This is a genomic window from Aeromicrobium sp. Leaf272 (assembly GCF_001422865.1).
Taxonomy (GTDB): Bacteria; Actinomycetota; Actinomycetes; order Propionibacteriales; family Nocardioidaceae; genus Aeromicrobium.
The window spans coordinates 37023-62589 of record NZ_LMMY01000008.1; the positions used below are offsets into that span (position 1 = coordinate 37023).

At 72.6% G+C, this 25567-nt stretch carries 33 protein-coding genes; 4 read left to right on the forward strand and 29 right to left on the reverse strand.

The features are described 5' to 3' along the window. Positions 1 to 25 precede the first annotated feature (25 nt). The 9 genes from ASF38_RS01185 to ASF38_RS01225 all read right to left on the reverse strand — a co-directional run bounded on the left by ASF38_RS01185 (position 26) and on the right by ASF38_RS01225 (position 5429). Entirely contained in the window at positions 26 to 616 is a 591-nt protein-coding gene (locus ASF38_RS01185; protein ID WP_055968345.1) for a MerR family transcriptional regulator, read from the reverse strand. 178 nt (positions 617 to 794) lie between these two features. Continuing rightward, positions 795 to 1256: a bifunctional nuclease family protein gene (locus ASF38_RS01190; protein ID WP_055968346.1), complete on the reverse strand. Its 462-nt coding sequence runs from the start codon at positions 1254 to 1256 to the stop codon at positions 795 to 797. Between the two features lie 4 nt (positions 1257 to 1260). Then, the gene (locus ASF38_RS01195; RefSeq protein ID WP_055968348.1) at positions 1261 to 1977 is read right to left on the reverse strand and encodes a MerR family transcriptional regulator; all 717 of its coding nucleotides are present in this window, start codon (positions 1975 to 1977) and stop codon (positions 1261 to 1263) included. Continuing rightward, entirely contained in the window at positions 1974 to 2408 is a 435-nt protein-coding gene (locus ASF38_RS01200) for an FHA domain-containing protein (protein ID WP_055968350.1), read from the reverse strand. Before ASF38_RS01200 ends, ASF38_RS01195 begins: the two co-directional genes overlap by 4 nt. 128 nt (positions 2409 to 2536) lie before the next feature. Continuing rightward, positions 2537 to 2914 carry a glycine cleavage system protein GcvH gene (gene gcvH / locus ASF38_RS01205; protein WP_055968352.1) on the reverse strand — a complete coding sequence of 126 codons (378 nt, stop codon included), beginning with the start codon at positions 2912 to 2914 and terminating at the stop codon, positions 2537 to 2539. A gap of 61 nt (positions 2915 to 2975) precedes the next feature. Next, the gene (locus ASF38_RS01210) at positions 2976 to 3704 is read right to left on the reverse strand and encodes a DUF881 domain-containing protein (RefSeq protein ID WP_056573184.1); all 729 of its coding nucleotides are present in this window, start codon (positions 3702 to 3704) and stop codon (positions 2976 to 2978) included. Further along, a complete protein-coding gene (locus ASF38_RS01215; RefSeq protein WP_055968355.1) occupies positions 3697 to 4029 on the reverse strand; it encodes a small basic family protein in 333 nt (110 codons plus the stop codon). Before ASF38_RS01215 ends, ASF38_RS01210 begins: the two co-directional genes overlap by 8 nt. 2 nt (positions 4030 to 4031) lie before the next feature. After that, positions 4032 to 4844 (reverse strand): DUF881 domain-containing protein, encoded by an 813-nt coding sequence (locus ASF38_RS01220; protein ID WP_055968357.1) that lies wholly within the window; start codon positions 4842 to 4844, stop codon positions 4032 to 4034. Between the two features lie 9 nt (positions 4845 to 4853). Next, positions 4854 to 5429, reverse strand: a complete 576-nt coding sequence (locus ASF38_RS01225) for a CDP-alcohol phosphatidyltransferase family protein (protein ID WP_235492973.1) — start codon at positions 5427 to 5429, stop codon at positions 4854 to 4856. A 207-nt stretch (positions 5430 to 5636) separates the two neighbouring features. Here ASF38_RS01225 and ASF38_RS01230 point away from each other — a divergent pair, with 207 nt between their 5' ends. Next, the gene (locus tag ASF38_RS01230; RefSeq protein WP_055968361.1) at positions 5637 to 6254 is read left to right on the forward strand and encodes a superoxide dismutase; all 618 of its coding nucleotides are present in this window, start codon (positions 5637 to 5639) and stop codon (positions 6252 to 6254) included. Between the two features lie 95 nt (positions 6255 to 6349). Here ASF38_RS01230 and ASF38_RS01235 read toward each other — a convergent pair whose 3' ends face one another. The 4 genes from ASF38_RS01235 to ASF38_RS01250 are packed head-to-tail and all read right to left on the reverse strand — an operon-like array spanning position 6350 to position 10097. After that, positions 6350 to 8308, reverse strand: a complete 1959-nt coding sequence (locus tag ASF38_RS01235; RefSeq protein ID WP_055968363.1) for a cytochrome c oxidase assembly protein — start codon at positions 8306 to 8308, stop codon at positions 6350 to 6352. Next, positions 8305 to 8823: a copper resistance CopC family protein gene (locus tag ASF38_RS01240; RefSeq protein WP_162237275.1), complete on the reverse strand. Its 519-nt coding sequence runs from the start codon at positions 8821 to 8823 to the stop codon at positions 8305 to 8307. The genes ASF38_RS01235 and ASF38_RS01240 overlap by 4 nt, the downstream gene beginning before the upstream one ends. Then, positions 8816 to 9538, reverse strand: a complete 723-nt coding sequence (locus ASF38_RS01245; RefSeq protein ID WP_056573190.1) for a YcnI family protein — start codon at positions 9536 to 9538, stop codon at positions 8816 to 8818. The genes ASF38_RS01240 and ASF38_RS01245 overlap by 8 nt, the downstream gene beginning before the upstream one ends. Before the next feature lie 52 nt (positions 9539 to 9590). After that, complete coding sequence (locus ASF38_RS01250; RefSeq protein ID WP_156366745.1) at positions 9591 to 10097, reverse strand: hypothetical protein; 507 nt, start codon at positions 10095 to 10097, stop codon at positions 9591 to 9593. Positions 10098 to 10155: 58 nt separating this feature from the next. Here ASF38_RS01250 and rocD point away from each other — a divergent pair, with 58 nt between their 5' ends. Both rocD and ASF38_RS01260 read left to right on the forward strand, forming a co-directional pair. Then, on the forward strand, positions 10156 to 11367 hold the full coding sequence (gene rocD / locus ASF38_RS01255; RefSeq protein ID WP_055968371.1) for an ornithine--oxo-acid transaminase: 1212 nt from the start codon (positions 10156 to 10158) through the stop codon (positions 11365 to 11367). 10 nt (positions 11368 to 11377) lie between these two features. Then, positions 11378 to 11797, forward strand: a complete 420-nt coding sequence (locus ASF38_RS01260) for a hypothetical protein (protein ID WP_055968373.1) — start codon at positions 11378 to 11380, stop codon at positions 11795 to 11797. A 15-nt stretch (positions 11798 to 11812) separates the two neighbouring features. Here the strand turns inward: ASF38_RS01260 and ASF38_RS01265 are convergent, their stop codons facing one another. Both ASF38_RS01265 and ASF38_RS01270 read right to left on the reverse strand, forming a co-directional pair. Beyond that, entirely contained in the window at positions 11813 to 12625 is an 813-nt protein-coding gene (locus ASF38_RS01265; RefSeq protein ID WP_200914363.1) for a spermidine synthase, read from the reverse strand. Beyond that, positions 12622 to 12894 (reverse strand): RNA-binding S4 domain-containing protein, encoded by a 273-nt coding sequence (locus ASF38_RS01270; RefSeq protein ID WP_056554742.1) that lies wholly within the window; start codon positions 12892 to 12894, stop codon positions 12622 to 12624. The genes ASF38_RS01265 and ASF38_RS01270 overlap by 4 nt, the downstream gene beginning before the upstream one ends. A 36-nt stretch (positions 12895 to 12930) precedes the next feature. On the opposite strand from ASF38_RS01270, the gene ASF38_RS01275 reads away from it, so the two are divergent. Further along, on the forward strand, positions 12931 to 13299 hold the full coding sequence (locus ASF38_RS01275; RefSeq protein WP_056573196.1) for an RNA-binding S4 domain-containing protein: 369 nt from the start codon (positions 12931 to 12933) through the stop codon (positions 13297 to 13299). Between the two features lie 11 nt (positions 13300 to 13310). On the opposite strand, the gene ASF38_RS01280 is transcribed toward ASF38_RS01275, so the two are convergent. The 14 genes from ASF38_RS01280 to ASF38_RS01345 are packed head-to-tail and all read right to left on the reverse strand — an operon-like array spanning position 13311 to position 25567. Beyond that, the gene (locus ASF38_RS01280) at positions 13311 to 13739 is read right to left on the reverse strand and encodes an NUDIX domain-containing protein (RefSeq protein ID WP_235497340.1); all 429 of its coding nucleotides are present in this window, start codon (positions 13737 to 13739) and stop codon (positions 13311 to 13313) included. Continuing rightward, on the reverse strand, positions 13736 to 14344 hold the full coding sequence (locus ASF38_RS01285) for a TIGR00730 family Rossman fold protein (RefSeq protein ID WP_056554748.1): 609 nt from the start codon (positions 14342 to 14344) through the stop codon (positions 13736 to 13738). Before ASF38_RS01285 ends, ASF38_RS01280 begins: the two co-directional genes overlap by 4 nt. Then, the gene (locus tag ASF38_RS01290; protein ID WP_055968380.1) at positions 14341 to 15114 is read right to left on the reverse strand and encodes an inositol monophosphatase family protein; all 774 of its coding nucleotides are present in this window, start codon (positions 15112 to 15114) and stop codon (positions 14341 to 14343) included. The genes ASF38_RS01285 and ASF38_RS01290 overlap by 4 nt, the downstream gene beginning before the upstream one ends. A 42-nt stretch (positions 15115 to 15156) precedes the next feature. Then, positions 15157 to 15507 carry a YnfA family protein gene (locus ASF38_RS01295; protein WP_055968382.1) on the reverse strand — a complete coding sequence of 117 codons (351 nt, stop codon included), beginning with the start codon at positions 15505 to 15507 and terminating at the stop codon, positions 15157 to 15159. A 4-nt stretch (positions 15508 to 15511) separates the two neighbouring features. Beyond that, positions 15512 to 15949: a MarR family winged helix-turn-helix transcriptional regulator gene (locus ASF38_RS01300; RefSeq protein ID WP_056573199.1), complete on the reverse strand. Its 438-nt coding sequence runs from the start codon at positions 15947 to 15949 to the stop codon at positions 15512 to 15514. Positions 15950 to 16000: 51 nt separating this feature from the next. Continuing rightward, on the reverse strand, positions 16001 to 17227 hold the full coding sequence (locus ASF38_RS01305) for an endonuclease/exonuclease/phosphatase family protein (protein WP_156366746.1): 1227 nt from the start codon (positions 17225 to 17227) through the stop codon (positions 16001 to 16003). Between the two features lie 55 nt (positions 17228 to 17282). Then, positions 17283 to 18737, reverse strand: a complete 1455-nt coding sequence (locus tag ASF38_RS01310; RefSeq protein WP_082480201.1) for an AMP-binding protein — start codon at positions 18735 to 18737, stop codon at positions 17283 to 17285. Continuing rightward, the gene (locus tag ASF38_RS01315; protein ID WP_056573205.1) at positions 18734 to 19834 is read right to left on the reverse strand and encodes an MSMEG_0565 family glycosyltransferase; all 1101 of its coding nucleotides are present in this window, start codon (positions 19832 to 19834) and stop codon (positions 18734 to 18736) included. The genes ASF38_RS01310 and ASF38_RS01315 overlap by 4 nt, the downstream gene beginning before the upstream one ends. Further along, complete coding sequence (locus tag ASF38_RS01320) at positions 19834 to 20679, reverse strand: carbon-nitrogen hydrolase family protein (RefSeq protein WP_055968391.1); 846 nt, start codon at positions 20677 to 20679, stop codon at positions 19834 to 19836. Before ASF38_RS01320 ends, ASF38_RS01315 begins: the two co-directional genes overlap by 1 nt. Position 20680: 1 nt before the next feature. Beyond that, positions 20681 to 21934, reverse strand: coding sequence for an MSMEG_0569 family flavin-dependent oxidoreductase (locus ASF38_RS01325; RefSeq protein ID WP_055968394.1), 1254 nt, complete (start codon positions 21932 to 21934; stop codon positions 20681 to 20683). Continuing rightward, positions 21931 to 22233 (reverse strand): MSMEG_0570 family nitrogen starvation response protein, encoded by a 303-nt coding sequence (locus ASF38_RS01330; RefSeq protein WP_056573208.1) that lies wholly within the window; start codon positions 22231 to 22233, stop codon positions 21931 to 21933. Before ASF38_RS01330 ends, ASF38_RS01325 begins: the two co-directional genes overlap by 4 nt. After that, entirely contained in the window at positions 22226 to 23080 is an 855-nt protein-coding gene (locus ASF38_RS01335) for a carbon-nitrogen hydrolase family protein (RefSeq protein ID WP_055968398.1), read from the reverse strand. Before ASF38_RS01335 ends, ASF38_RS01330 begins: the two co-directional genes overlap by 8 nt. Next, positions 23077 to 24483: an MSMEG_0567/sll0787 family protein gene (locus tag ASF38_RS01340; protein ID WP_056573211.1), complete on the reverse strand. Its 1407-nt coding sequence runs from the start codon at positions 24481 to 24483 to the stop codon at positions 23077 to 23079. The genes ASF38_RS01335 and ASF38_RS01340 overlap by 4 nt, the downstream gene beginning before the upstream one ends. A 1-nt stretch (position 24484) precedes the next feature. Next, positions 24485 to 25567: an MSMEG_0568 family radical SAM protein gene (locus ASF38_RS01345; protein WP_056573214.1), complete on the reverse strand. Its 1083-nt coding sequence runs from the start codon at positions 25565 to 25567 to the stop codon at positions 24485 to 24487.

Genomic DNA, 25567 nt, shown 5'->3' on the forward strand with positions numbered 1-25567 from the left:
CACGGGTGAGCGGCGAGGTGGGCCCTCAGCTGGTCAGACGGGCGCGGCGACGCGCGGCGAGCTCGTCGGCCGCGGTGTCGTCGGAGACGGAGACCTCGCTCGGCAGCTCGTGCAGCGTGCCCTCGATCTCCTTCCAGACACCACCGATGGCGATGCCGAAGACGCCCTGGCCACCCTGGAGAAGGTCGATGACCTCGTCGGCCGAACGGCACTCGTAGACGCTCGCGCCGTCGCTCATGAGCGTGACCTGGGTGAGGTCGTCGGTCCCGCGCTCGCGCAGGTGCTCGACGGCCGTGCGGATCTGCTGCAGCGAGACACCCGCGTCGAGCAGTCGCTTGATGATCTTGAGCAGCAGGATGTCCTTGAAGGAGTACAGCCGCTGCGTGCCCGAGCCGGTGGCCGACCGCACGGTCGGCTCCACGAGCTTGGTGCGTGCCCAGTAGTCGAGCTGGCGGTAGGTGATGCCGGCGGCGCTGCAGGCCGTGGGGCCGCGGAACCCGGTGTTGCGGGGCAGTGGCTCGAGGTCGTCGGTGAACAGCAGACCCTGGTCGCCGGCCTGCGCAGCGGCCTCGGCGGCCTCCGCAGCAGCCGGGGCGTCGTCGCGTCGCTCGATCATGGGTCTGGCCTTCCAGATGGGGAGAAGAAAGACCACCTCGGCGAAACTACAACGGTGTTCGCTTGCGGCAGTGGTCTCACGGTAGGCCCGCGGGTGCCCCCGGTCAATCACATCGGCGTTCACCGGCGTGTCGCAACCCTCACGCGAGGGTTGAGAGTTCATCCGGTCGTCCGACCGCTCAGGCGAAGTCCTCGGGCTCGACGTCGTCCAGGAACGCACGGAACCGCTCCACCTGCTGGTCCTCGTCGGTGGTCGAGGCGATGCCGGCCTCGTCCAGCACGTCCTCGGCACACACGATCCGCGCACCCGTCCGCAGGGCGAGCGCGATGGAGTCCGACGGCCTGGCGTCGACCGTCGCGCCCGAGCCGAAGACGAGCGAGGCGAAGAACACGCCGTCCTGCACGTCGGTGATGCGCACCTCGTCGAGCTCGTCGCCCAGCACCTCCACCACCCGCTGCATCAGCTCGTGCGTCAGGGGGCGGGGCGTCGCGTCACCCTGCTGGGCGAAGGCGATGGCCGACGCCTCGACGGCACCGATCCAGATCGGCAGGTAGCGCACGCCGTCGCTCTCGCGCAGCAGCACGAGCGGCTGGTTCGTGGGCATCTCCACCCGGACGCCGACCACGTCGAGCTCACGCACGGCGTCAGTCCCGGAGGTGGTGGCGCAGGAGAACGGTGTGCAGGCGCATGGTGAGGGCCGCGAGCTCACCGAGCTGCTCGGCAGCGGCGGCCTTGTCCTCCCGCCGACGACGCTCAGGCACCACGCGGGCCAGCAGGTCGGACTCGCGCTCGGCGGCGGTGACGACCGCGCGCAGGTGGCGCGGCTCGACCCCGAGGGCCGCCAGCCGGACCACCGCGTCGACGACGACGAGGTCGTCGCCGTCGTAGGCGCTCTGGCCGGGTCGGCGGGCCAGCAGCCCGTGCTGCTCGACCTGCTCGAGCAGCTCCTCGGTGGCGCCGGAGCTCTCGAGCACCTCCGCCCGGCTCAGCCGCACCCGGCTGCGTCCCTCCAGGAACGCCGCGGGCGTCGGCAGGCCGTCGGCGTCGCTCGAGACGTCGGGCACGCGGATGTTGCCGTCGATGTCGGTCTGCGGGACCAGACCTCGGTCCATCTCGTCGAGGGCCTGACGGATCGCGCTCAGGGGCCAGTACCGCTTCTGCTGGCGCAGCACGAAGCGCAGCCGCTCCACGTCGTCGAAGGAGAACTTGCGATAGCCCGACGGGGTCCGCTCGGGCTCCAGCAGACCCTCGCGCTCGAGGTAGCGGATCTTGCTGATCGTGAGCGACGGGAACTCCTCGCGGAGCTCGGCGAGGACCTTGCCGATGCCGAGCCGCGCGAGCTCGGGCAGCGGCTGGGTCACGCCTGGCCTCGCTGCGCGCCGGCGAAGTAGATGAGCCGGTACTTGCCGATCTGGACCTCGTCGCCGCCGCCGAGCGTGATGTCGCCGTCGATGCGGTCGCGGTTCACGTAGGTGCCGTTCAGGCTGCCGAGGTCGCTCACGACGTAGCCCTGGCCCGCGCGGGCGAACACGGCGTGACGCCGCGAGACGCTGATGTCGTCGAGGAAGATGTCGCTGTCGGGGTGACGCCCGACCGAGACCTTCTCGGTGTCGAGCAGGAACCGTGCACCGGCACCCGGACCACGCTGGACGAGCAGCATCGCGCTGCCCAGCGGCAGGTTCTCGACCGCGGCGACGTCGGTCGACGACATCTCCTCGGTGTCGGCGTCGATCAACGGGATGTGCGTCGTCTCGTCCGGGATGTTGCCGTGCTCGGGACCGGGCGAGGACATCGGATCACTCCTGGCTGTACGTGTGCTGGGCGTGGGCTGGACGGGGGGACCATGTCTGACCCCGAGGTCGAGGTTCAGGTGTCCAACCTAGCACCCGTGGACGGTCGCCCAGGGCCCCTCCGCGAAGGTCAGGACGAGACGAGAGCGGTGTACTGCTCGGGGCCGAGCAGGGCCTCGGTGGGGTCATCGTCGGCGGGGCGGACCTTGAACAGCCAGCCCTCGCCGTAGGGATCGGAGTTGATGACCTCCGACGCCCCGTCGAGGCTCTCGTTGCGGGCCACCACCTCGCCGTCGACCGGGCAGAAGATGTCGCTGACCGACTTCGTGGACTCGAGCTCCCCCACGACGGACCCGGACTGGACGTCGTCGCCGACGTCGGGGAGGTCGACGAACACGATGTCGCCGAGCTGGTCCTGCGCGAAGTCGGTGATCCCCACGACGAGGACGTCGCCCTCGACGCGCACCCACTCGTGCTCTTCGCTGTAGTACAGGTCCTCAGGGATCACGCGTCGCTCCTGGTCAGTGCTGTCGTGGTGGGGTGGGGTCGTGAGATCAGCTGGGGCCGGTTCACGAGCCGCCGACGTCGGGACGAGCGTACTCGGGGGTCTTCACGTCAGCCAGGGCCGTGATGGTGATGGTGTCGCGCCGGGCCACCGAGGCCTGGGCGCCGCGGGCGCGGAGGATGTCGATGATGCCGCCGCGGAACGACGCCGCCTCGTCCAGGGTGCCGGGATCCCCGATGACGTCGATCACGTACGGGCTGGTGACCTGGCGACCTCCGATGCGCAGGCCGTCCTCGTCGTCGAGCACGTAGGTCTGCGCCACGACGCGGGCGGTCTCGTTCACGACGATCGCCTCGGCCCCCGCCTCGCGCAGCTCCTGGAGCACGTCGAGCACCAGTCCCGCGTCGACCACGCCGTCGGCGTCGTCGATGCTGAGCCGGACGCCGGGGCCCGTGGCACCGATCGAGCCGGCGAGCACGGCGAGCTCCTCGGCCCGCTGGCGCGCCACGTCCTCGGCCTCGCCGGAGTCGCCGCGCGAGCTCAGGAGCCGGTCGCGGGTGGCGGTCAGGTCGTCGATCTGGGCCGCGAGGCGCTCGTTCGCGACGTCCACCGACTTGAGCAGCTCGACGAGCTCGATCCCCCGCAAGGACCCGAAGTCGGTCGAGTCGTCCTGACGGACCTGGACGGTGACACCGAAGGCGAGGGCGCCCACGAGCAGGGCCACCACGGCCTGCGACGCGAACCGGTTGCCGGACTCCTGGGCGACGGGCGCGGCGTCGTCGGACTCAGGCATGGAAGATCCTGCGCCGGATGGCCGCCGCGTTGGCGAAGATGCGGATGCCCAGCACCACGATCACGCCGGTCGACAGCTGCGAGCCCACGCCGAGCTGGTCGCCGAGGAAAACCATGAAGCCGGCGATGAACACGTTGGAGATGAAGGAGACCACGAAGACCCGGTCGTCGAAGCGTCTTTCCCCGAGCGCGCGCAGGGCGCCGACGACGGCGTCGAGGGCGGCGACGATCGCGATGGGCAGGTACGGCTGCAGCCACAACGGCACCTCCGGCTGCAGGAACAGCCCGAGCGCCACGCCCACCACGAGTCCGAGCACCGGGATCATGCTCAGCCCTCCCCTCGCGCGTCGTCCGCCGACGCCGGCAGTGGCTCGGCGCGGCGCAGGCCAGTCTGCTCCTCGGGCGCGGACGGCACCTCTTCGTCGTCCGATGGTGCCATGCCCACGGAGATGCCGACGCTGTCGGCCCGACCTGCGAGGTACCGTCCCGCCGGGTTGGACTCCAGCCGGGAGCGCAGGGAGGCCCCGTCGCCCAGGGCGACGATGCGCACCGGGACCTCGATGCGCGAGAAGTTGACGGTGAGGTTGCCGTCGATGCTGCTGATCGCCGACTCCGACGTGAGGCGCTGGCCACCCACCGAGATCGCCTCCGCGCCGGCGTACCAGAGCCCGTTCACCACGGTCAGCAGGTCCTGCACCGTCAGACGACCCGCGCGCTCGCCGTCCGGGCTGCCCGCCATGGTCACCACGAGCGCCGTGCCGCGCAGCGCCCTGCCCCCGGCGAGCACCGTGTCGGAGGCGACGTCGGTCGACGTCTCGGGGCCGGCGCCGCCCTGGAGCGCTGCGACCTGGTCGCGCAACGCCTCGGCGGCACCCTGGCGGGCGGCCAGGACGTCACGCCGGTCGGCCACGTCGGCGGCGAGGGTGCGCCGCTCGAGGTCGGACCCGGGCCGGTCGTTCTGCGTCTGGACCGCCGTGATGGTCAGCAGCGCCGCGAGGACCGCCACCACGACACCGACCGCGGGTGTCGTCGCGGAGCGGTCGCCGTACGGCTCCCCCGCCCGCACGACGTAGTAGTCGTCGTCGAGCGCGTTCTCGGCCACCTGCTCCAGCAGGTTCTCGGCGGGACGGACGGCGGACACGCAGCGACCTCAGCGCGGGACGCGCTCGGTGGTGGCCAGCAGCCGGCGCACCTGGAAGGCGTACAGCACCCCGCCCCACCAGTAGAGACCCACGCCCCAGATGGCGAAGGCCCAGCCGAAGACGTCGGCGAGGTCGGCGACCGTGCCGCTGCCGTCGCCCAGCAGCAGGAGCGGGAAGGCGTAGAGCAGACCCGCCGTGGCGGCCTTCCCGAGGAAGTGCACCGGCAGGGAGCTGTAGCCCCGGGTGCGCAGGAACGGCACGAGGCTGAACAGGAAGACGTCGCGCAGGGGCAGCATGACCGCCAGCCACCACGGGATGATGTCGCGCAGCGCGAGCCCGACGACCACGGCGAGGATGTAGAGCCGGTCGGCGACGGGGTCGAGGATCGCGCCGATCTTCGAGGTCTGGTTCAGGCGCCGGGCGAGCTTGCCGTCGAGGTAGTCGGTGATGCCGGAGACCACGAGCACGAGCAGGGCCAGCACGTCGGCCTCGGGCACGAGCACCAGCCAGAGGAAGACCGGCAGCAGGACGATCCGAACCACGCTGAGCAGGTTCGGGATCGTCAGGACCCTGTCCTCACCCACGTCGATCCTCCTGCTGCTCCGTCATCGCGGGGATCAGCCTAGGGCATCGCACCGCACGGACGGGGACGTCCCGGACCGGCGCGACGAAAGCTCCCCGCGTCCGCATGGCGGGCCGCTCTTGCGTGTGCGGGAGCGACTGACAGACTGAACGAGCACGACCAGATTCGAAACCGCGGGCACCACGTGTGCCCCGACCTAGGAGGACGCGTGGCCGACTACACCCTGCCCGAGCTGCCCTACGACTACGGCGCACTCGATCCGCACATCTCCGGCAAGATCATGGAGCTGCACCACAGCAAGCACCACCAGAACTACGTGAACGGCCTCAACACGGCCCTCGAGAAGCTCGAGGAGTCCCGCGCGGCCGGGTCGTACGACACGATCAACCTGCTCGAGAAGAACCTCGCGTTCAACCTCGGTGGTCACATCAACCACTCGATCTTCTGGAAGAACCTGTCCCCCGACGGCGGCGACAAGCCGACCGGCGAGCTCGCCGCGGCCATCGACGACAACTTCGGCTCGTTCGACGCCTACCGGGCGCAGTTCGAGGCCACGGCCCTGGGCATCCAGGGCTCGGGCTGGGCCATCACGGCCTGGGACACGCTCGGACAGAAGCTCGTCATCGTGCAGCTGTACGACCAGCAGGCCAACATCCCGGCCACGCTGATCCCGGTCTCCCAGCTCGACATGTGGGAGCACGCGTTCTACCTCGACTACCTCAACGTCAAGGGCGACTACGTCAAGGCGTTCTGGAACATCGCGAACTGGGCCGACGCCCAGGAGCGCTTCACGGCAGCCACGAGCGGCGGCCAGGTCATCTTCTGAGGACCTGTTCCCCCTCGTCACCGGGGCCCCGCACCGAGTTCGGTGCGGGGCCCCGGTGCGTGCAGGACGTGGGCGTCCGGGCCGAGGGCGGGCCGTCAGGCGTCCGGGTCGCGCCGCTTGCCGTGGGCGGCGAGGTCCTGGAGCCGGGCGTTGTACGCCGCGAGCTCGGCGTCGCCATCGCGGTCGGCCGCTCGGTCGAGGCGCCGGGCCTCCCGCTGGTCGGAGCGGAACCACTGCGCGAGCAGGGCGATCATCACCAGGATCAGCGGGACCTCGCCGAGCGCCCACGAGATGCTGCCGCCGAGGTACTGGTCGGCCAGCAGGTCGGTGCTGTAGGGCCGCTCGAGCGTCGTCCAGTACGACTGCGCGAGGACGGTCGCCGACGACATGATCGCGATCGAGAAGAACGCGTGGAACGGCAACGTCACGAGCATGACGCCGAACCGCGCGAGCGGCGGGAGGCGTCGCGGCGAGGGGTCGACGCCGATGATCACGTAGTAGAACAGCGAGCCCACCAGCAGGAAGTGCACCTCCATCGCCGTGTGGCCCCAGTGCTCGCGCATGAGGAACCCGAACAACGGGGTGAAGTACAGCGCGTAGAGGCTGCCGACGAACAGGGCCGGACCCACGACGGGGTGGGTCAGGAACGCCATGAGCCGTGAGTGCAGGAACGACGTCAGCAGGGTGCGCGGCGAGACGTCACCCGGCTGGCGCGGGCCCGGGAGGGTGCGCAGGGCGAGGGTCACCGGCGCGGCGAGCACCAGGAAGATCGGCGCCACCATGGAGAGCAGCATGTGGGAGACCATGTGGGCGCTGAACAGCACGTGCGAGTACTCCCCCAGTCCACCGACGGTGCTCCAGGCCACGACGAGCAGCCCGACGAACCAGGAGATCGTGCGGCCCACCGGCCAGTGGACCCCACGACGGCGCAGCGTCCACAGACCACGGAGGTACAGCGCGGCGCCGAGCGCGACGATCGTCAGTCCGAGACCGTTGGCGGACCACCCCCAGGCGAGGCGCAGCGCGTCGGGAGCCGGCGGCAGCGGTCCGCCGAGCAGCTCCTGCGCCGGGGAGGTCAGCACGTCGCCGACCGGGGTCGGGGTGCGCGACAACGCCACGGCCAGCCCGATCGTCGCCGCCATCAGCAGCACCTCGGAAGCGGCGATCGGCAGGAAACCCGCGTCGCGGTCCGCGAGGCGTCGCCGCTGGACCCAGCCGAACCAGCCGAGCAGCACGAGTGCCACGACCTTGGCGATGACGAGCTGCCCGTACCCGGTGCCGACGACGTCGGAGACGCTGCGCAGGCGTACGGCGGCGTTCACCACGCCCGAGACCCCGACGATCACGAAGGCCCACAGCGCGAGGCTGGAGAAGCGACGGAGCGCGGGCGTGAGTCGTTTGCTCCCCCGCCACGCCACCCAGGTCAGGGCGACGAGGCCGCCGACCCACAGGCAGACGCCGACCAGGTGGAGCAGCAGGCTCAGGGCCGCGAGGTCGTGGGACCCCGACTGCGCCGAGTGGCCCGCGAAGGAGACGGGCACGAGGGAGGCGAGGACGATGCCGAGGCCGACCGCCAGGGCACGGACGGAGATCGTCCACCGCAGGACGCCCCAGGCCACGGCACCGACCACCACCTGGAGCAGGACCACGCCGCCCGTGGACGTGGTCGCCAGCTCGGTGAGCAGAGGGAAGGTGATCGACCCGATCGTGCGGGCGAACACGTCCGCGACGGTGAGGACGTACAGCGCGACACCCACCACCGACCACGCCGCGGCTGCGCGGGCGGCCCCACGGACGGCGTCGACGCTGAGGCCCTGCACGACGTCGCTCGACGACGGCAGGAGGAACACCGCGGCGAGCAGCAGGCCGATGAGCACGACCAGCAGGGCGTCGGAGACGACGCTGAGCAGCGGCAGGCCCCACCCGACCAGCTGCCCGGGGTCGGGCAGACCCTCGGGCACGGGCTGGGGCGCGCCGCCGCCCAGGCTCAGGGCGGCGACGCAGGCCGCGGCGGCGACGAGGAAAGCCGCCGCGCTCGACCGCACGACGCTCACGAGTCGACCTCGCTGCGTCGACGGACGAGTGGCCACAGGATGAGCCCGACGGCCACCAGGCCACCACCGACGGCCCACCAGAGGTGCTCGGCGTGACGGTGCAGGAACGACTCGTCGTCCTGCGCCTGGTCCACCTGCTCGACGGCCCGGCCCGACGTGGTCTCGAACTCCGACGTCCCGGCGATCGGGTGCCCGTCGGCCGAGACCACGCGGAACGCGATCGTGTACGTGCCGCGCTGGGCCTCGGCGTCCGCGCCGACGCTGCCGGTCACCTCGCGGTCGCGCGCGGACACCTCGAGGGGCACGCGCGACCCGTCGGGCGCGGTCAGCACGAGCTCGGAGCGGGTCACCGGCTCGTTGAACTCGAGGGTGACCGACGCCGGCGCCGTCTCCAGCACGGCTCCGTCGCGCGGGTCCGTGCCGACGAGCGCGGCGTGCGCGCTCGCCGGCAGGGGCGCCGCGACCACCAGGGCCGCGACGAGCACCGCGAGGAGAGGACCGACAGATCTACGCACGGCGTCGATCCTGCCGCACGACACCCAGCAGGGCGAGCGCGGCGACGGCGAGCGCTGCAGCGGAGAGCACCCTGCTCAGGGTGTCGGAGCCTCCCTGGTCGTCGCTCGCGCTCGAGGCCTCGTCGGCGTCTGCACCCGCCCCGTGGCCACCGGAGCCGTGGCCGTCGGCGGAGGCCGCGAGGAGGGTGAGGGTCGGTGCGGGCTTCTCGGGCTCCTCGTCGCCCTGCTGCACCTGGTCCCAGTCGACGACCTCGCCGTCGTCGTACGTCTGCTCGGCGGCGAACCGGACCGAGTCCGCGTCGGGGAAGGGGCCGCCGGAGAGCGCGAACTCGTCGAACTCACCGGGTGCGATGCCGTCACCCTCGGCGGTCCAGGTGACCGTGCGGACGGCCTCGGTGATCTCGGTGCCGTCGACCTCCACGGGCTCGGGGAGCGGGCCCTCCTGCATAAAGACCTTCCACCCCGGCTTGGGCTGCGCGGTGAGGTGGAGGAACGGGGTGTCGGCGGGGAGGGTGACGACGAGCTTCGTGGTGTCGGCCGTGTCGGACTCGGTGGGGACGCGGAACACGACCTTGCCGTACCCCTCGCGCGCGGCGTCGGGCGAGGAGACGGACACGTGGGCCGAGGCCGGTCCCGCGAGGGCGAGGACGGCGGCGACGGTCAGGAGTGGAGCGGCGGTCAGCCGGGCAGGCAGACGCGAGTGGTGCATGGACATGAAGGAACCTCCGGGTGGTGCAGGAACGGGTGGTGCAGGACGGTCGGGTCGGTCACGCCGCCGAGGGCGGCGCGCGACTCCTGACCGTCCGGACCACCCGACGACCGCGGTGGACGGTCGCCGTCACCCGGACGACGTGGTCGACGACAGGCACGGGCACGACCTGCGGGACAGCCAGCACGTCGCCGACGGCGTCGGCCAGACGCCACCAGAGGTCCTCGGCGTGGCGCAGCGCCAGCAGGCTGATGCCCGTGGCCACCACGTGCGTGAGGACCATCGAGGCGTCGTGCGGACCCGATCCGGACCCCAGGACGTGCAGACCCACCTGGCCGAGCGCCAGCAGACCGACGAGCTGGCCGGTCGTGAGCCGCCGTCCGGCCAGGAGTGCGGTGGTCGCCGAGGCGACGACCGCGACCGTGAGCAGGGCTCCTGCCCCGACCTCTCCCCCGGCACCCACGTGCGCCGTGGCGCCGCACAGGGCCACGGTCAGGCCCACCAGCACCGACCGGAGCGCACGCACGGCGGCGCCCCGCGGGCTGACGGTGGGCATCATCGACACGGCACGACCCTAGGCCAGGGGCATCGGCGACCTGGCGGCGGCCGTTACCGTGGTGGCCATGTCCGACACGCAGACCACCGCAGGGATCATCGCGCTCGACGACCAGTGGGGGGCGCACAACTACCACCCGCTGCCCGTCGTGATCGCCGAGGCCGAGGGCGCCTGGGTCACCGACGTCGAGGGCACGCGCTACCTCGACTTCCTCTCCGGCTACTCGGCTCTCAACTTCGGTCACCGCCACCCCGACCTCGTCCGGGCCGCGCACGAGCAGATCGACCGGCTCACGCTCACCTCGCGGGCCTTCCACAACGACCAGTTCGGGGCGTTCTGCCGCGAGCTCGCCCAGCTCACCGGCACCGAGATGGTGCTCACCATGAACACGGGCGCCGAAGCGGTGGAGTCGGCCATCAAGGTGGCCCGCAAGTGGGCGTACGAGGTCAAGGGAGTGGCCTTCGACGCCGCCGAGATCATCGTGGCCACGAACAACTTCCACGGTCGCACCACCACGATCGTCTCGTTCTCCGACGACCCGGCCGCGCACGACAACTACGGTCCCTTCACCCCCGGCTTCGTCACGGTGCCCTACGGCGACGCCCAGGCGGTGCGCGACGCGATCGGCCCGAACACGGCGGCCGTGCTCATGGAGCCGATCCAGGGTGAGGCCGGCGTCGTGGTCCCGCCCGAGGGATTCTGGGCCGACGTCCGCGAGGCGTGCACCGAGAACCAGGTGCTGCTGATCGCCGACGAGATCCAGTCGGGCCTGGCCCGCACCGGACGCCTGTTCGCGCTGGACCACGAGGACGTCCGCGCCGACCTCTACACGCTCGGCAAGGCGCTCGGCGGAGGGATCATCCCGGTCTCGGCCGTGGTCGGCCGCGCCGACGTCCTGGGAGTGCTCAAGCCCGGCCAGCACGGCTCGACCTTCGGCGGCTACCCGGTGGCCTGTGCCGTCGGGCGCGCCGTCGTGCAGCTGCTGGCGTCCGGGGAGTTCCAGGAGCGTTCCGCCGACCTCGGTCGCCACCTGCACGACCGCCTGCAGGCCCTCGTCGGCCAGGGCGTCGCCGAGGTCCGGGGCCGCGGACTCTGGGCGGGCGTCGACATCGACCCGATGGCCAAGACCGGACGCGAGGTGTCCATGGCGCTGCGCGACGAGGGCGTGCTGTGCAAGGAGACGCACGAGCGGACCCTGCGCATCGCTCCCCCGCTGGTCATCACGCGCGACGAGATCGACCACGCGGTCGACGCGCTCGAGCGCGCGCTCAAGGCCTGAGCGGACCGGCATGGACGTCCTGCTGACGGTGCTCGGCCTGGTGGCGGGTCTCGTCCTGCTGCTGGTCGCGGCGGCCGTCGTCCGCGTGGTGCGTCTGCGCCGCCAGCACCGGCGTCGGGTGGCCGAGCTCCGCCCCGAGCACACGGAGCAGGCCGTCCTCTTCGCCGTGGCGTCGGACCGTCAGACCCAGGTCCGTGGCATCGGCTCGCTGCTGCTCGGGCCCGAGCACCTGGCGTTCGTCACCCTCGTGGCCGGCCGCGACGTGGTGGTCCCGCGGGACACCGTCACGTCCGCGTCCGTCTCACGGACGTTCATGGGCCGCTCGTCCGGCCAGGACCTGCTGGTGGTCACGTGGGAGCGCGAAGGGCTCGGCGACGCCGCCGCCTTCCAGGTGGGCGATCCCGCCGCGTGGCGCGAGCGGCTCGTCTGAGCACTCCTCGGGGCGTCAGGAGAAGAACGTCGCCCCGCCGGGCGGTGCGGGTGAGGGCTCGGTGCGCTCGTCGGTGAAGGCCTCTCCCCCGGCGAGCCTGTCCCGGACCTGCGCGGTGTCGAGGACCCGGTAGGGGAACGGCGAGCTGGCCGCACGACGCGAGAGCGGGCCCGGATCGACCGGGCACCGGGACGCGACCACCAGCACGTTGCCGTGGCGTCGTCCCTTCAAGGTGGCCGGCTCGGCGCTCACGAGCAGGTGCGGGAGCGATGTCTCGATCGCCCGCAGCGCGTTGCGCACGAAGCCGAACGGAGCCCGGTCGGCGAGGTTCAGCAGGACGATCCCGCTGGAGCCCGCCACGCGCGCGACGTCGGCGTACCACTCGCGGGTCACCAGGTCGGCCGGCACGCGGGCGCCGTCGAAGGCGTCGACCACCACCAGGTCGTAGGCCTCGTCGCGCAGGCTGGCCACGCCGGCGCGACCGTCCTGCGGCCGCACGCGGATGCCGCTGCGCTCGGGCAGCGGCAGCTCGCGGCGCACCAGCTCGGTGAGGGCGGCGTCGGGCTCGAGCACCAGCTGGCGCGAGCGGGGGCGGGTGACGGCCACGTACCGCGCGAGCGTCATGCCCGCTCCCCCGACGTGCAGCGAGCGCACCTGCTCGCCGGCCGGCCACGAGGTGTCGACGACGTCGGCCATGCGACGCACGTAGTCGAACTCCAGGCGGGTGGGATCGTCCAGGTCGACGTACGACTGCTCCGTGCCGTCGACGCGCACGGTGGCGGCGCCGGGCCGGTCCCGGTCGGCGACGACCTCCACGGTGCGGCTCACCAGGGCACGTCGACGTCGCCGTCGCCGGAGCCCGTCTCGACACGCAGCACCCGCGCACCCTGCGGGGTCGCGATCGTCACCACCGAACCGGCGTGCAGCTGACGTCCGCGCCGGGTCTCGACCTCGCCGTCGACGCGCACGTCGCCCGAGGCGACCAGCTCACCGGCCTGGGCCCCCGACTCGGCGACGTCGGCGAACTTCAGCAGCTGCCCGAGCCGGATCATCTCGCCGGCGATCTCGATGGTCTCCGCCTCGTCGGGTCGTGTCATGGCTCCAGCCTAGATCCCGGGATCTACGCTGGACGGGTGGAGCCGACGAGCGTGCGCGCCGACGTGTGGGTGTGGTCGGTGCGGTTGTTCGCCTCGCGGTCGGCCGCCACGACCGCCTGCAAGGGCGGCCAGGTGCACGTCAACGGCAAGCGCGCCAAGCCGTCGCAGGCCGTGCACGTCGGTGACCGCGTCGAGGCCACCACGCCCGGCGGTCCCCGTGTCGTCGTGGTCCGCAGGGTGCTGCTCAAGCGGGTCGGTGCGGCCATCGCCGTCGAGTGCTACACCGATCACTCGCCTCCCCCTCCGCCCCGCGAGGAACGCCTCGTGATGCCCCGACGTGAGCGAGGGGCCGGTCGCCCGACCAAGCGTGAACGTCGCGAGATGGACCGCTTCCGGGGCCGGTGAGACCGACCGGCTCAGAGCCCCCGGACCAGCCACGGCAGGAGGTGGTCCGAGGCCAAGGGAGCGAGCGCGACGTCCGGGTCGGCGGGGTCGACCCACCGCGCCTCCTCGATCTCTGCGGCCGCAGCGTGCCGAGGATCGTCCAGACGCAGCGTGAAGCAGTGCGCGAGGAGGTCGTGACCGGGCTCGTTGGCCGCCACGGTGCGGATCGTGGCGAGGGGAACGAGGTCGCCGGCGGCCACGTCGAGGCCCAGCTCCTCGGCCAGCTCGCGGCGCAGTGCCGCCACGTGCGCCTCACCCGGCTCGGGCTTGCCGCCCGGGTTCATGAACAGACACGTGCCGCGCTTGCGCACGAGCAGGGTACGGCCGTCCGGACCGCTCACGAGCGCCGCGACGACCTCGATGACGGGTCGGTCGGGCGGTGACGGAGACAGGTCGCTCACGGCGTCGGGGTCGGCAGCGCGCCGCCCCACTTGTCGGTCCAGCCCGGCGGCTCGGCGAGGCGGGCGAGCAGGCGCTCCAGGTCGTCGTCGACCGTGACGATGTCCTGCTGCTCCGGGCGGACGAAGCCCTCGGCGACCATCCGGTCGAGCATCAGGCGGATCGGGGACCAGAAGCCGTTGACGTCGAGGAAGCCGCACCGCTTCGCGTGGATGGTGAGCTGGGCCCACGTCCACTGCTCGGCGATCTCCTCGAGCGTGCCGGCGCCGCCGGGGAGGGCGAGGAACGCGTCGGCCAGCTCGGACATCCGCAGCTTGCGCTCGTGCATCGTCTCGACCACGTGCAGCTCGGTGACGCCCGTGTGCGCGAGCTCTCGCGCGTGCAGCGACTGCGGGATGACGCCGACCACCCGGCCACCGGCGGACAGCGCGGCGTCGGCCACGACCCCCATGAGTCCCACCCGTCCACCGCCGTAGACCACCGTGACGCCGCGCTCGGCGAGCGTGCGGCCCACCTGGGCGGCCGCGTCGCCGTACGCCGCGTCGGACCCGAGGCTGGATCCGCAGAACACCGCGACGGCTCGCTCCGCACGGGCCCCGGCCGTCACGGCGCCGCCTCCAGCGCGTCTCGGAGGGCGGTCACGCTCCGGCGCCCACCGGCCACCGACCAGGTGAGCCCGTCGACCGCCACCTGCTCCGCCACGCCACCAGCACCCCTGACGAGCGCGGCACCGGGCAGCCAGTCCCACGCGGGGGTGCTGTGCTGGAACCAGGCACCGAGTCGTCCGGTCACCACGCCGACGAGGTCCATCGACCCCGAGCCGTGCATGCGCAGGGTGGCCGGGAGCGCCGCGGCACGCAGGAACGGGTCGCGCACGTGCGCGTCGCCCACGTTGCCCGGGTGCAGGTAGGTGGCCGCGCCGACCAGGCGGATCTCGTCGTCGGCCATGGGTCCGACCTCGCGACCGTTCCAGGTGGTGGGCGTCCCGGGACCTCCGACGAGCACCCCGTCCCGCGCGTGGGCCACCGCTCCGAGGAGCAGCTCGTCGCCGTCGACGAGGGCGACGGCGGAGCACCAGTAGTCCGAGCCACTGGCGAAGTTGTAGGTGCCGTCCACGGGATCGATCACCCAGCGGCGGCCGGACGAACCGGTCTCGTCCGTGCCCTCCTCGCCCAGCAGCCCGTCGTCCGGCCGCTCCGCCCGCAGCGCCTCGACGACGAGCGCCTCGGCGGCGTGGTCGGCCGCCGTGACCACGTCGGAGACGGAGGTCTTGCTGCGCACGTCGAGGTCGGAGCCCGCCCGCATCCGGGCGGCCAGCGCGGCGGCCTCCGTGACGAGCCTGACAGCGAGGTCTGCATCGGCGGCGAGTTCACTCACGCGACCATCCTGCCGTCCGACGCCGCCCGGACGCGGCGCGGGTCAGGCTTCGCGGGGTGCGTACATGATCACCGCGACCCCCACGAGACAGACCGTGGCACCGAGCACGTCCCAGCGGTCGGGCCGGAAGCCGTCGACGAGCATGCCCCACAGCAGCGAGCCGGCCACGAACACGCCGCCGTACGCGGCGAGGATCCGGCCGAAGTTCGCATCGGGCTGCAGGGTCGCCACCAGGCCGTAGATCCCCAGCGCGACGAAGCCGGCACCGATCCACAGCAGGCCGCGGTTCTCGCGGACGCCCTGCCACACCAGCCATGCACCGCCGATCTCGGCGACGGCCGCCAGGACGAAGAGGACGACGGACCGGACGAGGTCGAGGCGCTCGGGCTCCATGCGCTCAGGCTCCCGCGGCCGCGCTCAGGCGCTCCCGCACGGTGCCGACGAGCCGCCGCAGCGTCACGAGGTCGGCCTCGCTCATGTCGAGGATCTCGGCGCCGTGGGCGTAGATGCGCGCAGCGAGGGGCCTCAGCGCGGCGCCCTCCTCGGTGAGGGTCACGAGGGTGGACCGCTCGTCGGCGGGGTTGCGCGCGCGCACCACGCGTCCGTGCGCCTCCAACCGCTTCACCAGCGGCGACAGCGTGCCGTAGTCGAGGTGCAGACGCGCCGCCAGGTCCTTGACGCTCTGTCCGTCCCGCTCCCACAGCGCCAGCAGGACCAGGTACTGGGGGTACGTCAGGTGGTGCTCGTCCAGGATGGGCCGGTACGCGGCCGTCATCTGGCGCGAGGTGGAGTACAGGTCGAAGCAGAGCAGGTCGGACACCGTGGGATCGGTCATCGGGCCAGATTACATCGCGGACGATGCAATATGGGCCGTGCGCGCGCTCCGTCAGTCGAGCGAGACGCGCACCAGCACCGGGTTGTGGTCGGAGACCAGCGGCGCGGCGTAGCGGGTCCCCGCCATCGGCGCCGCGTTCTCCCAGCGGCTCACGACCGACCGACCGGGCACGACCCACACCTTGTCGACGTGGTCGCCCCAGGTCACCGACGTGGTCGGGGAGGTCTCCCAGTCGTTGTAGCTGTTGTGGTGCTGACGGCCCACGCTGCGGGCGAGGTCGAAGGCGTCGCGATACCCCGCTGCGCGGAGCACCGAGGCCTGCCAGTCGTTCGACCGGTTGCGGTGGCTGTTCCAGTCACCCGCCAGCACGACGGGCAGACCGTCGGGATTGGCCTTCGCGACAGCGTCGACCAGCCTGGTCACCTCGGTCCGGCGCGTCCTCGCTGCCGCGTCGCTCTTGCCGCTCGTGAGGTGCACGCTCACGTAGATCACGTGCTGGCCCGTGGCCAGGTCCTCGACCTCGGCCCACACCGCGTACTTGCCTCCACCGAGCGAGAAGCAGCCGTACCGTCCGTCGTCGGCCTCGCGGCACTCGCGCAGAGTGCCGTCGATCTCGTCGCGAGTGGCATCGCCCTTGGTCACCACGCCGTAGACGGAGGAGTCCAGGAACAGGGACTTGCTGGAGTAGTAGGCCGCGCGCGTGTAGTCGGGCACGGCGGTCGGACGTCCGGAGGCGAGCACCTTGGACTCCTGGAGGGCGATCACGGACGGCTTGCGGGCCTTCACGAAGGCCTGGAAGGCCGCCTGGCGACGTGACCACGCTCCGCCGCCGGAGACGCAGCCCGACTTCTCCGTGCACAGGTTCCAGGTCGTCACGCTCCGAGGCGCGTGGGCACCGGATCCCTGCGAGACGATCGTCGTCCGTCCCACCCGCGAGGCGCGGGCACCCTTCGTCGAGCCGTTCACGCCGCGGACCGTGATGAAGTACGTCGCGCCCCGCTTCAGTCCCGCGAGGGTGATCGACGTCTTGCTGGTGCGCTTGTAGACCTTGGCCTTCAGCACGCCGCTGTAGGACGGCGAGATGAACAGCTCGTACGACCTGGCGTTGCGGGCCGCGGGCCAGCGCAGCGTGAGCGACGCCTTGGTCCCGCTGAGGCTCGCACCCGTGAAGGTGATGAGCCCGACCTTCGACGGCTTGGCGGCCGCCTCCGCGGGCGCGCCGAGCAGTCCCACCACGAGCACGGCGCCCACGACGGCAGCGCTGACACGACTCCACACGATGATCTCCCGTGACGCCTCTCCCAGTGCCTCCCAGCACGACGTCGGTGCGAGCCTAGGCGATGGTCCCGGCCTCCGAAGGACTTTCGTCACTTTCGCCGCGACGGTCGCCCCGATGCGCCCCCGCGGTGACGTACCGCTCCCGCCAGTCGCGCCGCCGCACCTTCCCGGTGTCGGACCGGAGCGACTCCGTGACGACCTCCCATGAGCGTGGGCGCTTCTCCCGGTCGAGCCGACCGGCGACCCACCTGGTCAGCTCCGCGACGCTCGCGGTGGTCTGCACGACGGCATGCACCACCTCGCCGCGCTCCTCGTCGGGACGTCCGACGACCACGGATCCAGCCACGTCCGGGTGGGCATCGAGCACTTGCTCGACGTCGGCGGGCTGCACCGGTCCCCCGGCCGTCACGATGACGTCGTCCAGGCGGTCGCCGACGTAGAGGTACCCGTCGGCGTCGAGGTGGCCGCTGTCGCGCAGGGTGTGCCAGCCGTCGCGCACCTGCGGTCGGGCGCCGACGTACTCGTACGTGGGCGCGTCCCGACGCATGACGATCTCGCCGACCTCGCCGGGGTCGCAGTCCGACCCGTCCGGCCGGACCACGCGGAACCGGGAGCCGCCGCAGCCCCGACCGACCGACCCCGGGTGGTCGAGCCACTCCCGTCCCGAGATCGTCGCGATCCCCTGGGACTCGGTCCCGGCGTAGACCTCGACGACCCGGTCGGGCCCCAGCCAGTCGATCCAAGCGCGCTTGAGCCAGGGCGCACACCGCGCCCCGAGGTGCAGCACCGAGTCCAGCGACGAGACGTCGGCGGCGTCGAGACGGTCCTGACCCAGTCGGTGGATGCGGTGCATCATCGTCGGGACGAGCATCCCCCAGGTCACCCGGTGCTCGGCGACGAGGGAGAGCCACGCGTCGGGGTCGAAGCCCGACATCAGCACCACCTCGTGACCCGTCATCAGGCCCCGCATCGCGTAGACGAACGGGGCGGCGTGGGTCAGCGGGCCGGCGACCAGCTGCACGGCGTCGCGCGGGACGAACTCGGCGACCGGCCCGTGCGGGTCGACGGTGCCCGCTGCGGCGGCGCGCACGAGCTTCGGACGACCGGTGCTCCCGCTCGAGACCGGGGCCTTCCACGACGCCGCGACCCGGTCCGGCACGGGGGCGTCGTCGCCGTCCACGACGCCGATCGGCTGGTCGACCACGAGTGCCGGCCCGGCCAGCTCGAGGACGCGGTCACGCTCCTCCGCCCCGATCGTGGTCGACAACGGCTGTGGGGTCGCACCGAGCTTCCAGGCGGCGAAGCAGGCCCGCACGAAGTCGAGGCCGTTCGGCAGCGCGACGGTGACCAGGTCGTCCTGGCCCACCCGGTCGGACCACCGGCGCGCCAGGCGCGTGGTGTCGAGGTCCAGCTCACGTCGGGTCATGGTGACGTCGCCGTGCCGGACGGCCACGGCGTCGGGTGCCTCCTGGGCCAGCACGTCGAGGGCGCGACCGATGCTGACCGTCATGCCCGCCCTGCGTGTCGCGCGTAGAGGTCGAGATGGGCGGACGCGGCCGCCTCCCACGACGACGAGCGCGCCAGGACCCGACCGGCCTCCGGGTCGGGCGGGTTCTCGAGCACGTCTGCGAGCGATCCCGCGATGCTCATCAGGTCCGAGGCGAAGACGACGGCGTCACCGAAGACCTCGCGGAGCACCGGCAGGTCGCGGGCGACGACCGGCACCCCGGCGGCCAGCGCCTCCATCGCGGCGAGACCGAAGCCCTCCTTGGTCGACACGAACGCCATGGCCGACGCCGCGGCCACCAGGGACGGGAGCTCGTCGTCGTCGACCACGCCGAGCAGGGCGGGCTGCAGGTGGAGCTCGGACGCCCGCCGGTCGAACGCGGCGCGGTAGTCGCGGTAGTCGAACAACGTCTCGCCGCCCGCGAACACCAGGCGCATCTCGGGGCGTCGGCGGCGGATGAGCGCGAAGGCCTCCAGCAGGTCGATGCTGCCCTTGCGGGGCTCGATGCCGCCGAGCGCGAGCACGTACGGTCCGAGCTCCTCCTGCCACCGACCTCGAGAGGCGGCGGCGTCCGGCCCGGCCGCGCGAGCGAAGCGCGCGGCGTCGACGCCGTTGGGGATGACCACCGGTCGCACGCCGAACTGCGCCGCGACCTCCATCGCCACCGTCTCCGACACGCAGACGTGCCCGCTCGGCTCGACGACGGCGCGGTCGTGGCAGGCCACCAGCTCGGGGGTGGTGAAGGTGTCGAGGTGGTGGATCGTGCGCAGGCAGGGCAGCCCGGCGGCCAGCACGGCGTTGGCGCTGATGCAGTCCTGGGCGTGGACCACGTCGTAGGAGACGTCGGCGAGCGCGGCGGCCAGCGTGTCGATCGAGCGGACGATGCGGGCCCCGACGCCCTCCGCCGGCACCTCCGGGAACGGCACCGCGTGGACGCCGACGGCCGGGTCGACGGATCGGAAGAAGGTCCGGTCACCTCCGCGCGCCAAGGTCCAGACGTCGACGTCGCAGCCCTGGCGGTCCAGCGCCTCGGCCAGGGCGAGGGTGTGCACCACGCCGCCGCGGGGCTTGGTCGAGTAGGTGAGCAGAGCGACGCGCATCAGCGTCCCCGACGATCGGTGACGTAGCTGCTCGGCGTCAGCTCCTCGAGGTGGTGGAGGATCCGGCGTGACCGGGCGATCTCGTGCTGGACGTCGACCTCGGCGACCGCCAGGGCACCCTTCGACCAGGTGCGGGCGAGCACGTCCCCGCCCGGGCCGACGACCTTGGCCTGGCCGAGGAACCGCAGGCCGCCCATGACCCCCGTCTGGTTCGAGGACACCCACACGACCTGGTTCTCGGCGGCCCGCGCGCTGTCGTACAGGTCGAACAACCGTGACTGGCGGTCCTGAGGCAGACGGGACGCGCGGTCCGTGATGCTCGCCGGCCAGGCCGAGAGGCAGGCGACGACGTCGGCGCCGTCGAGGGCGAGCGACCGGGCCGACTCGGGGAACGTCTTGTCGTAGTCGATCACCATGCCGAGCCGGCCGACCGGGGTGTCGAACGCACCGAACCGCTCCCCCGCCCGGTAGGCCAGCGCCTCGCCCGCGGGCTGGTGCACCTTGCGGTGACGTCCGAGCACCCCGTCGCCGGTCACGCAGAGCGCCGCGTTGTGGTGGACGACCTCCTCGCCCCGCGTCGTCTCCTCGGTGTAGCCGAAGCAGACCACCATGTCGCCCGCCATCTCCACGACGCGGGCGATCTGCCAGGCGTCCTCGCGCAGGGCGGGCGGCATCGCGTCGGCGGACGGGTGCCGCAGGTCGGTGAGGTAGCCACCCAGGGTGGCGTCGGGGAACACGAGCAGCTCCACGCCGCTCGTCCGGGCGTCGTCGACGATCCGCTGCATCTTCTCGAGGCCCCGGTCGAGGTCGCGCCCGAAGTGGGCGGCGACCGCGCCGATCCGCACGTCAAGCCTCCTGCACCACCGGGCGGAGGGCACCCGTGATGCAGTCAGCCACGTGACCGGCGTCGGCCGCGACGCCGAGGAAGCGCCCGGACCCCCAGGTGTGCATCCACGGGAGGCCGACGAAGTGCAGGCCGGGCACCGACGTCACGCCCCGCGTGTGGGTGGGTCGTCCCGTGCCGTCGAACACCCCGACGCGGAGCCAGCGGTAGTCGGGCCGGTAGCCGATGGCCCACACGACGGACGTGATCCCCTCGGCGGCGAGGTCCAGGGACGTCGGGTCCTCGGCGGGCGCCCAGGGAGGCGCGTACGGATCCTCGACGGGGGCGTCGATGCCCTCGCGCTCGATGTAGCGATCGATGTCCCGCTGGATGGAGGTGTACACGGCGTCGGCCGCGTCGAGCGAGGCCGTCAGGGTCGGCGCGACGTCGAGGGAGGTGCCACGGGCGTCGACGACGGCACCGTAGAGACGCATGCCCTCGCGTGCGAAGACGCGCAGGTCGATGTCCCGCCCGCCGTCGCGTCCGGTGACGTAGTGGTTGGTCTTCTCGCGCGCGGCGAGCCCGCCCGGGTACTGCTGCACGGCCGTGTCGTAGAGCCCCATGTCGGCGAGCCAGGTCATGCAGTCGCGACCGCGGTAGGTCCGTGCCACCCGGGGTGCGTTGCCGAGTGCGAGGTGGACCTGGCGGCCCTCGAGGTGGAGGTCCTCGGCGATCTGTGCACCGGACTGGCCGGTCCCCACCACCAGCACGGCACCGGCCGGCAGCTGGTCGGCCCGCATGTACTCCTGCGAGTGCAGCTGGACGATGGACGGGTCGATGGCCCGGGCGAACGCCGGCTCGATCGGACGGTGGTAGCCGCCGGTGGCCACGACGACGTCCTGCGCCTCCATCGACTCCGGGCCGTCGGGGGTCTCGAGGTCGAGGACGAACCCGCCCCCTTCCCGCTCCCGGACCTCCACGACGCGGGTGTGGTCCCGGACGGGTGGGTCGAACGAGCGCACGTACCCGTCCAGCCAGGCGACGACCTCGTCGCGGGTCATGAACCCGTCCGGGTCGGGCCCGTCGTACGCGTAGCCCGGGAGACGGCAGTGCCAGTTGGGGGTCACCAGGGTGAAGTTGTCCCACCGGCTGTCCGCCCACTCGTGGGCGGGCGTGCCGGCCTCGAGGAGCACGTGCTCGACGCCCCGCGCCATGAGGTGGTGGCTGACGGAGAGCCCGGCCTGCCCGGCTCCGACGATCGCGACGGGGATGGTCATGCGGGTCCTCCTGGCAGGGGCGGGTGCATCGCGACGACCTCGACGCTCGCGTCGGGGGCGAACGCCGACGCGGCGTCCTCGATGCGCTCGCGCGAGGCGTCGGACGCGCTGCAGGCGAAGCCGTACCGCGCCCGGACCCGCTCGCTCGCGACCGAGAGCGCCTCGGAGGAACGTCGGACGAACTCCTCCACGGCGTAGGTCCGGCCGACCTCGAGGTGGTCGTGCACCACGAGCGAGGGCGAGTAGCACGGCTCGATCCGTCCGTCGGGCCAGCGCACCGAGAACGTCATCTCAGGCATGGACGGGCTCCCGGTAGGTCTCCGGACGCCGGTCACCGAGGTGGAACATGGCCCGTCGTGCACCCTCGAGCTCGGCACGGACGTCGAGACTCGCGACGGCCGTGCCGCCGTCCGTCCCCGTCGTCGCCCGGACGTCGCCGCCGGGACCGACGATCTTCGCGCTCCCGACGAACCGCAGCGAGCCGAAGGTGCCGACCTGGTTCGAGGCCACCCACACGATCTGGTTCTCCAGGGCCCGCGCGCTGTCGAACAGGTTGAAGCGGTGCGTCCAGCGATCGTCGGCGAGGTCGTCCGCCGTCGCCGTCCGGGAGGCCGGCCAGGCGGAGATGCAGGCCACGACCTCCGCCCCGTCGAGGGCCAGGGCGCGCGCCGCCTCGGGGAAGGCCTTGTCGTAGCAGATCAGGGCGCCGAGGCGGCCGACCGGCGTCGAGAACGCCTCGAAGGTCTCGCCCGCCGCGTAGAAGGAGCCCTCGCCGAGGGGTTGGTGCACCTTGCGGTGCACGCCGAGCACCCCGTCCCCCGTGACGATCGCCGCACTGTTGTACCGGGTGGCCCCGTCGGACTCGCAGAGGCCGACGACGAGGGTCATGTCGCCGGCGATCTCGGCGACACGACGCAGCTCGGGACCCTCCACGTCCATGACGGGCGGCAGCGACTCGGGCTGCTCGTCGTGGCTGCCGTCCCGGCCCCGGCCGAGCACGGACAGGTAGCCGCCGAGGCAGGCCTCCGGCAGGGCGAGCAGGTCGACCCCGCGTCCGCGGGCGGACGCTGCGAGCTCGGCGATGCGCCTGAGGTTCTGGTCGACGTCGCGCCCGAAGTTCTCCGAGACGGCTGCGAAGGTGGTCATGCTGCTCCCATTCCGGTGACGGGACCGCGGACGGCCTCCGTCACCACTCCGTCGGGCCAGCGCAGCCCGACCCCGGCCCCGGCGGTGATCTCGCCGCAGACCTCTGAAGTGACGAACCCGGGCAGGTCGCCCGCGTCCGCCGTCGGTCGATCCGTGGTGACCATCGCGAAGCCGGGGAAGCAGGTGAACCAGTCCCCGTGCGTGGCGCCCCGCGGTGTCGGCACGCGCTCGACGTCGACCAGGGCGCGGACACCGCTGGCCTCGGCGAGCATGCCCGTGCTGCCGACGAGGCCGGACATGCTGACGTCCTTCGCCGCCGTCGGCGCGAGGGAGCCGACGACGCCACCCAGGGCTCGCAGCTGCTCGCCGGTGCGGTGCGACGAGGAGTCCCACTGGGCTCCCGTGTAGCCAGGTCGCCAGCCTCCGCCGAGGTCGGCCGTCAGTCGCAGCGCCTCGCCGGGGCTCGCTCCCCCGCCGGGCACCGGGCGCGACGTGCGTCCGAGGGCGGTGACCGACAGGGCGGCCGGCACCCCGAGCTGGGTGTGGCCCCCGAGCACGGGCACCTCCCACGCCTGGACCGCGGAGCGGAGCCCGGCCACGATGCGTTGCGCGAACGAGGCGTCCCGGGCGCCCACGGCGTCGAGCAGACCGACCGGTGCGGCGCCCATCGCCGTCAGGTCGTTGAGGTTGACCAGCGCCGCGCACCAGCCGGCCCACTCGGGGTCGCGCTCGACCATCGAGGGCAGGATCGCGTCGCACGCGGCGACCAGGTCCGAGCCCGGCACGGGGACGCCGTCGTCCCCGCGGAACCCGGCCGGCCCGTCGAGCCCGGCCAGGAGGGCACCGAGCGGCGCCTTCGTGGCGGTCGCGAGCCTCTGGACCCGACCGATGGGCCAGTCGACGAGGACGTGCGGCTGCCCCAGCAGGTCGACGTCGCCCCGGACCTCCCACCCGAGCCGCGTGAACAGCGCTGCGTGCCGGGCCTGGACCTGCGCGTCGAAGCGCAGGGCGCCTGCCGCCTCGGCGCGGGCACAGGCGGCCCGCACCAGTGCGGCACCGACGCCGACGCCGTGACGCGCCGCCGGCAGCACGGCGAGGCGGCTCCCGCGCCACCAGGCGATGTCGCGGCCGGCGGTCGACGCGTGCGGCGCCGGGTGCAACCGCACGCCGCCGAGCACCTCGCCGTCCGTCGTGCGGGCGACGAGGACGACGGTGCGGGGGTCGTCGTCGGCGTCGTCGCGGTCGTGGCCCTCGAACAGTCCCTGCTCGCGGACGAACACCTCGCGTCGCAGCCGTCGGTACGCGTCGATCTCCGGCGGGCCGGCCTCGACCACGATGAAGGCCTCCGTGGCCGCCACGGGGACACGGCGGATGCCGGTGAGGATCCCGTTGTCGACGGTCATGTCAGGCCCCCTCGCAGCTGAGGGCGGAGCACGCGCCGCACGCGGCGCAGCCTGCGGCCTGGTCGGACCCGGCCATCCCGGAACGACGCAGCGCCGCCGCCACGCGGATCGTCACCGAGCCGACCTTCGACGCGGCCGGTGCCGGGGCGTGGTCGACGTCGGTGGCGAGCGTGCCCGCGAGCGGACGGAACGGGACGACGAAGGGGTAGACACCCATGTCGATGAGCTCCTGCGCCGCGGCGACGAGCTCGTCGGGGTCCTCGCCGAGCCCCACGAGCAAGTAGGTGGAGACCTGGTTGTGCCCGAAGACGCGCACGGCCTCGCGCCAGGCTGCGCGGTACTTGTCGATCGACACCGTGGCCTTGCCCGGGGTCCAGCGCCGCCGCACCTCGTCGTCCATCGACTCGACGTGGATCCCGATGGACCGGGCGCCCGCGTCGTACAGCTGGGTGATCGACGCGAGGTCGGCCGGCGGTTCGATCTGCACCTGGATCGGCAGGTCCGGCAGGACCTCGCGGACCGCCCGGACGCAGCGGGCGAGGTGGGTCGCACCTCGGTCGCGTCCTCGGGAGGTGCCGGTGGTCATGACCATCTGGGTGATGCCGTCGAGGTCGTGGGCGGCCTTCGCCACCTCGGCGACCTGCTGCGGCGTCTTCACCGCGATCGTCGTGCCCTGCTCCAGCGACTGCTCGATCGCGCAGAAGCGGCAGCGGTCCGACTCGTCGTACCGCATGCAGGTCTGCACGACCGTCGTGGCGAGCACGTTCGCGGCGTGGAGGCGGGCGATCTTCTCCATGCTGGTGCCGTCGGAGGTCGTCAGGTCGTAGAAGGCCGGCCTGGACACCGCCTCCACACCGAGCCCGGTGTCGGCGCCGTCGAGCAGCAGACGTCCGCCGTCGACGGAGTAGGGGCTGCGGGGGTTGAGCGGGATGGCCGCACCGATCCCGTCGAGGAGCACGTGCCCGTCGGCGCTCGGGCCCGCGCCGTTGGGGCGGGTGAGCGGGGCGTCGAGCAGGCGGATGCCCTGGATCGCGACGTCGACCCGCGTGCTGGTGCGCGTCTCCTCGGAGGACGGTGCGGTCAT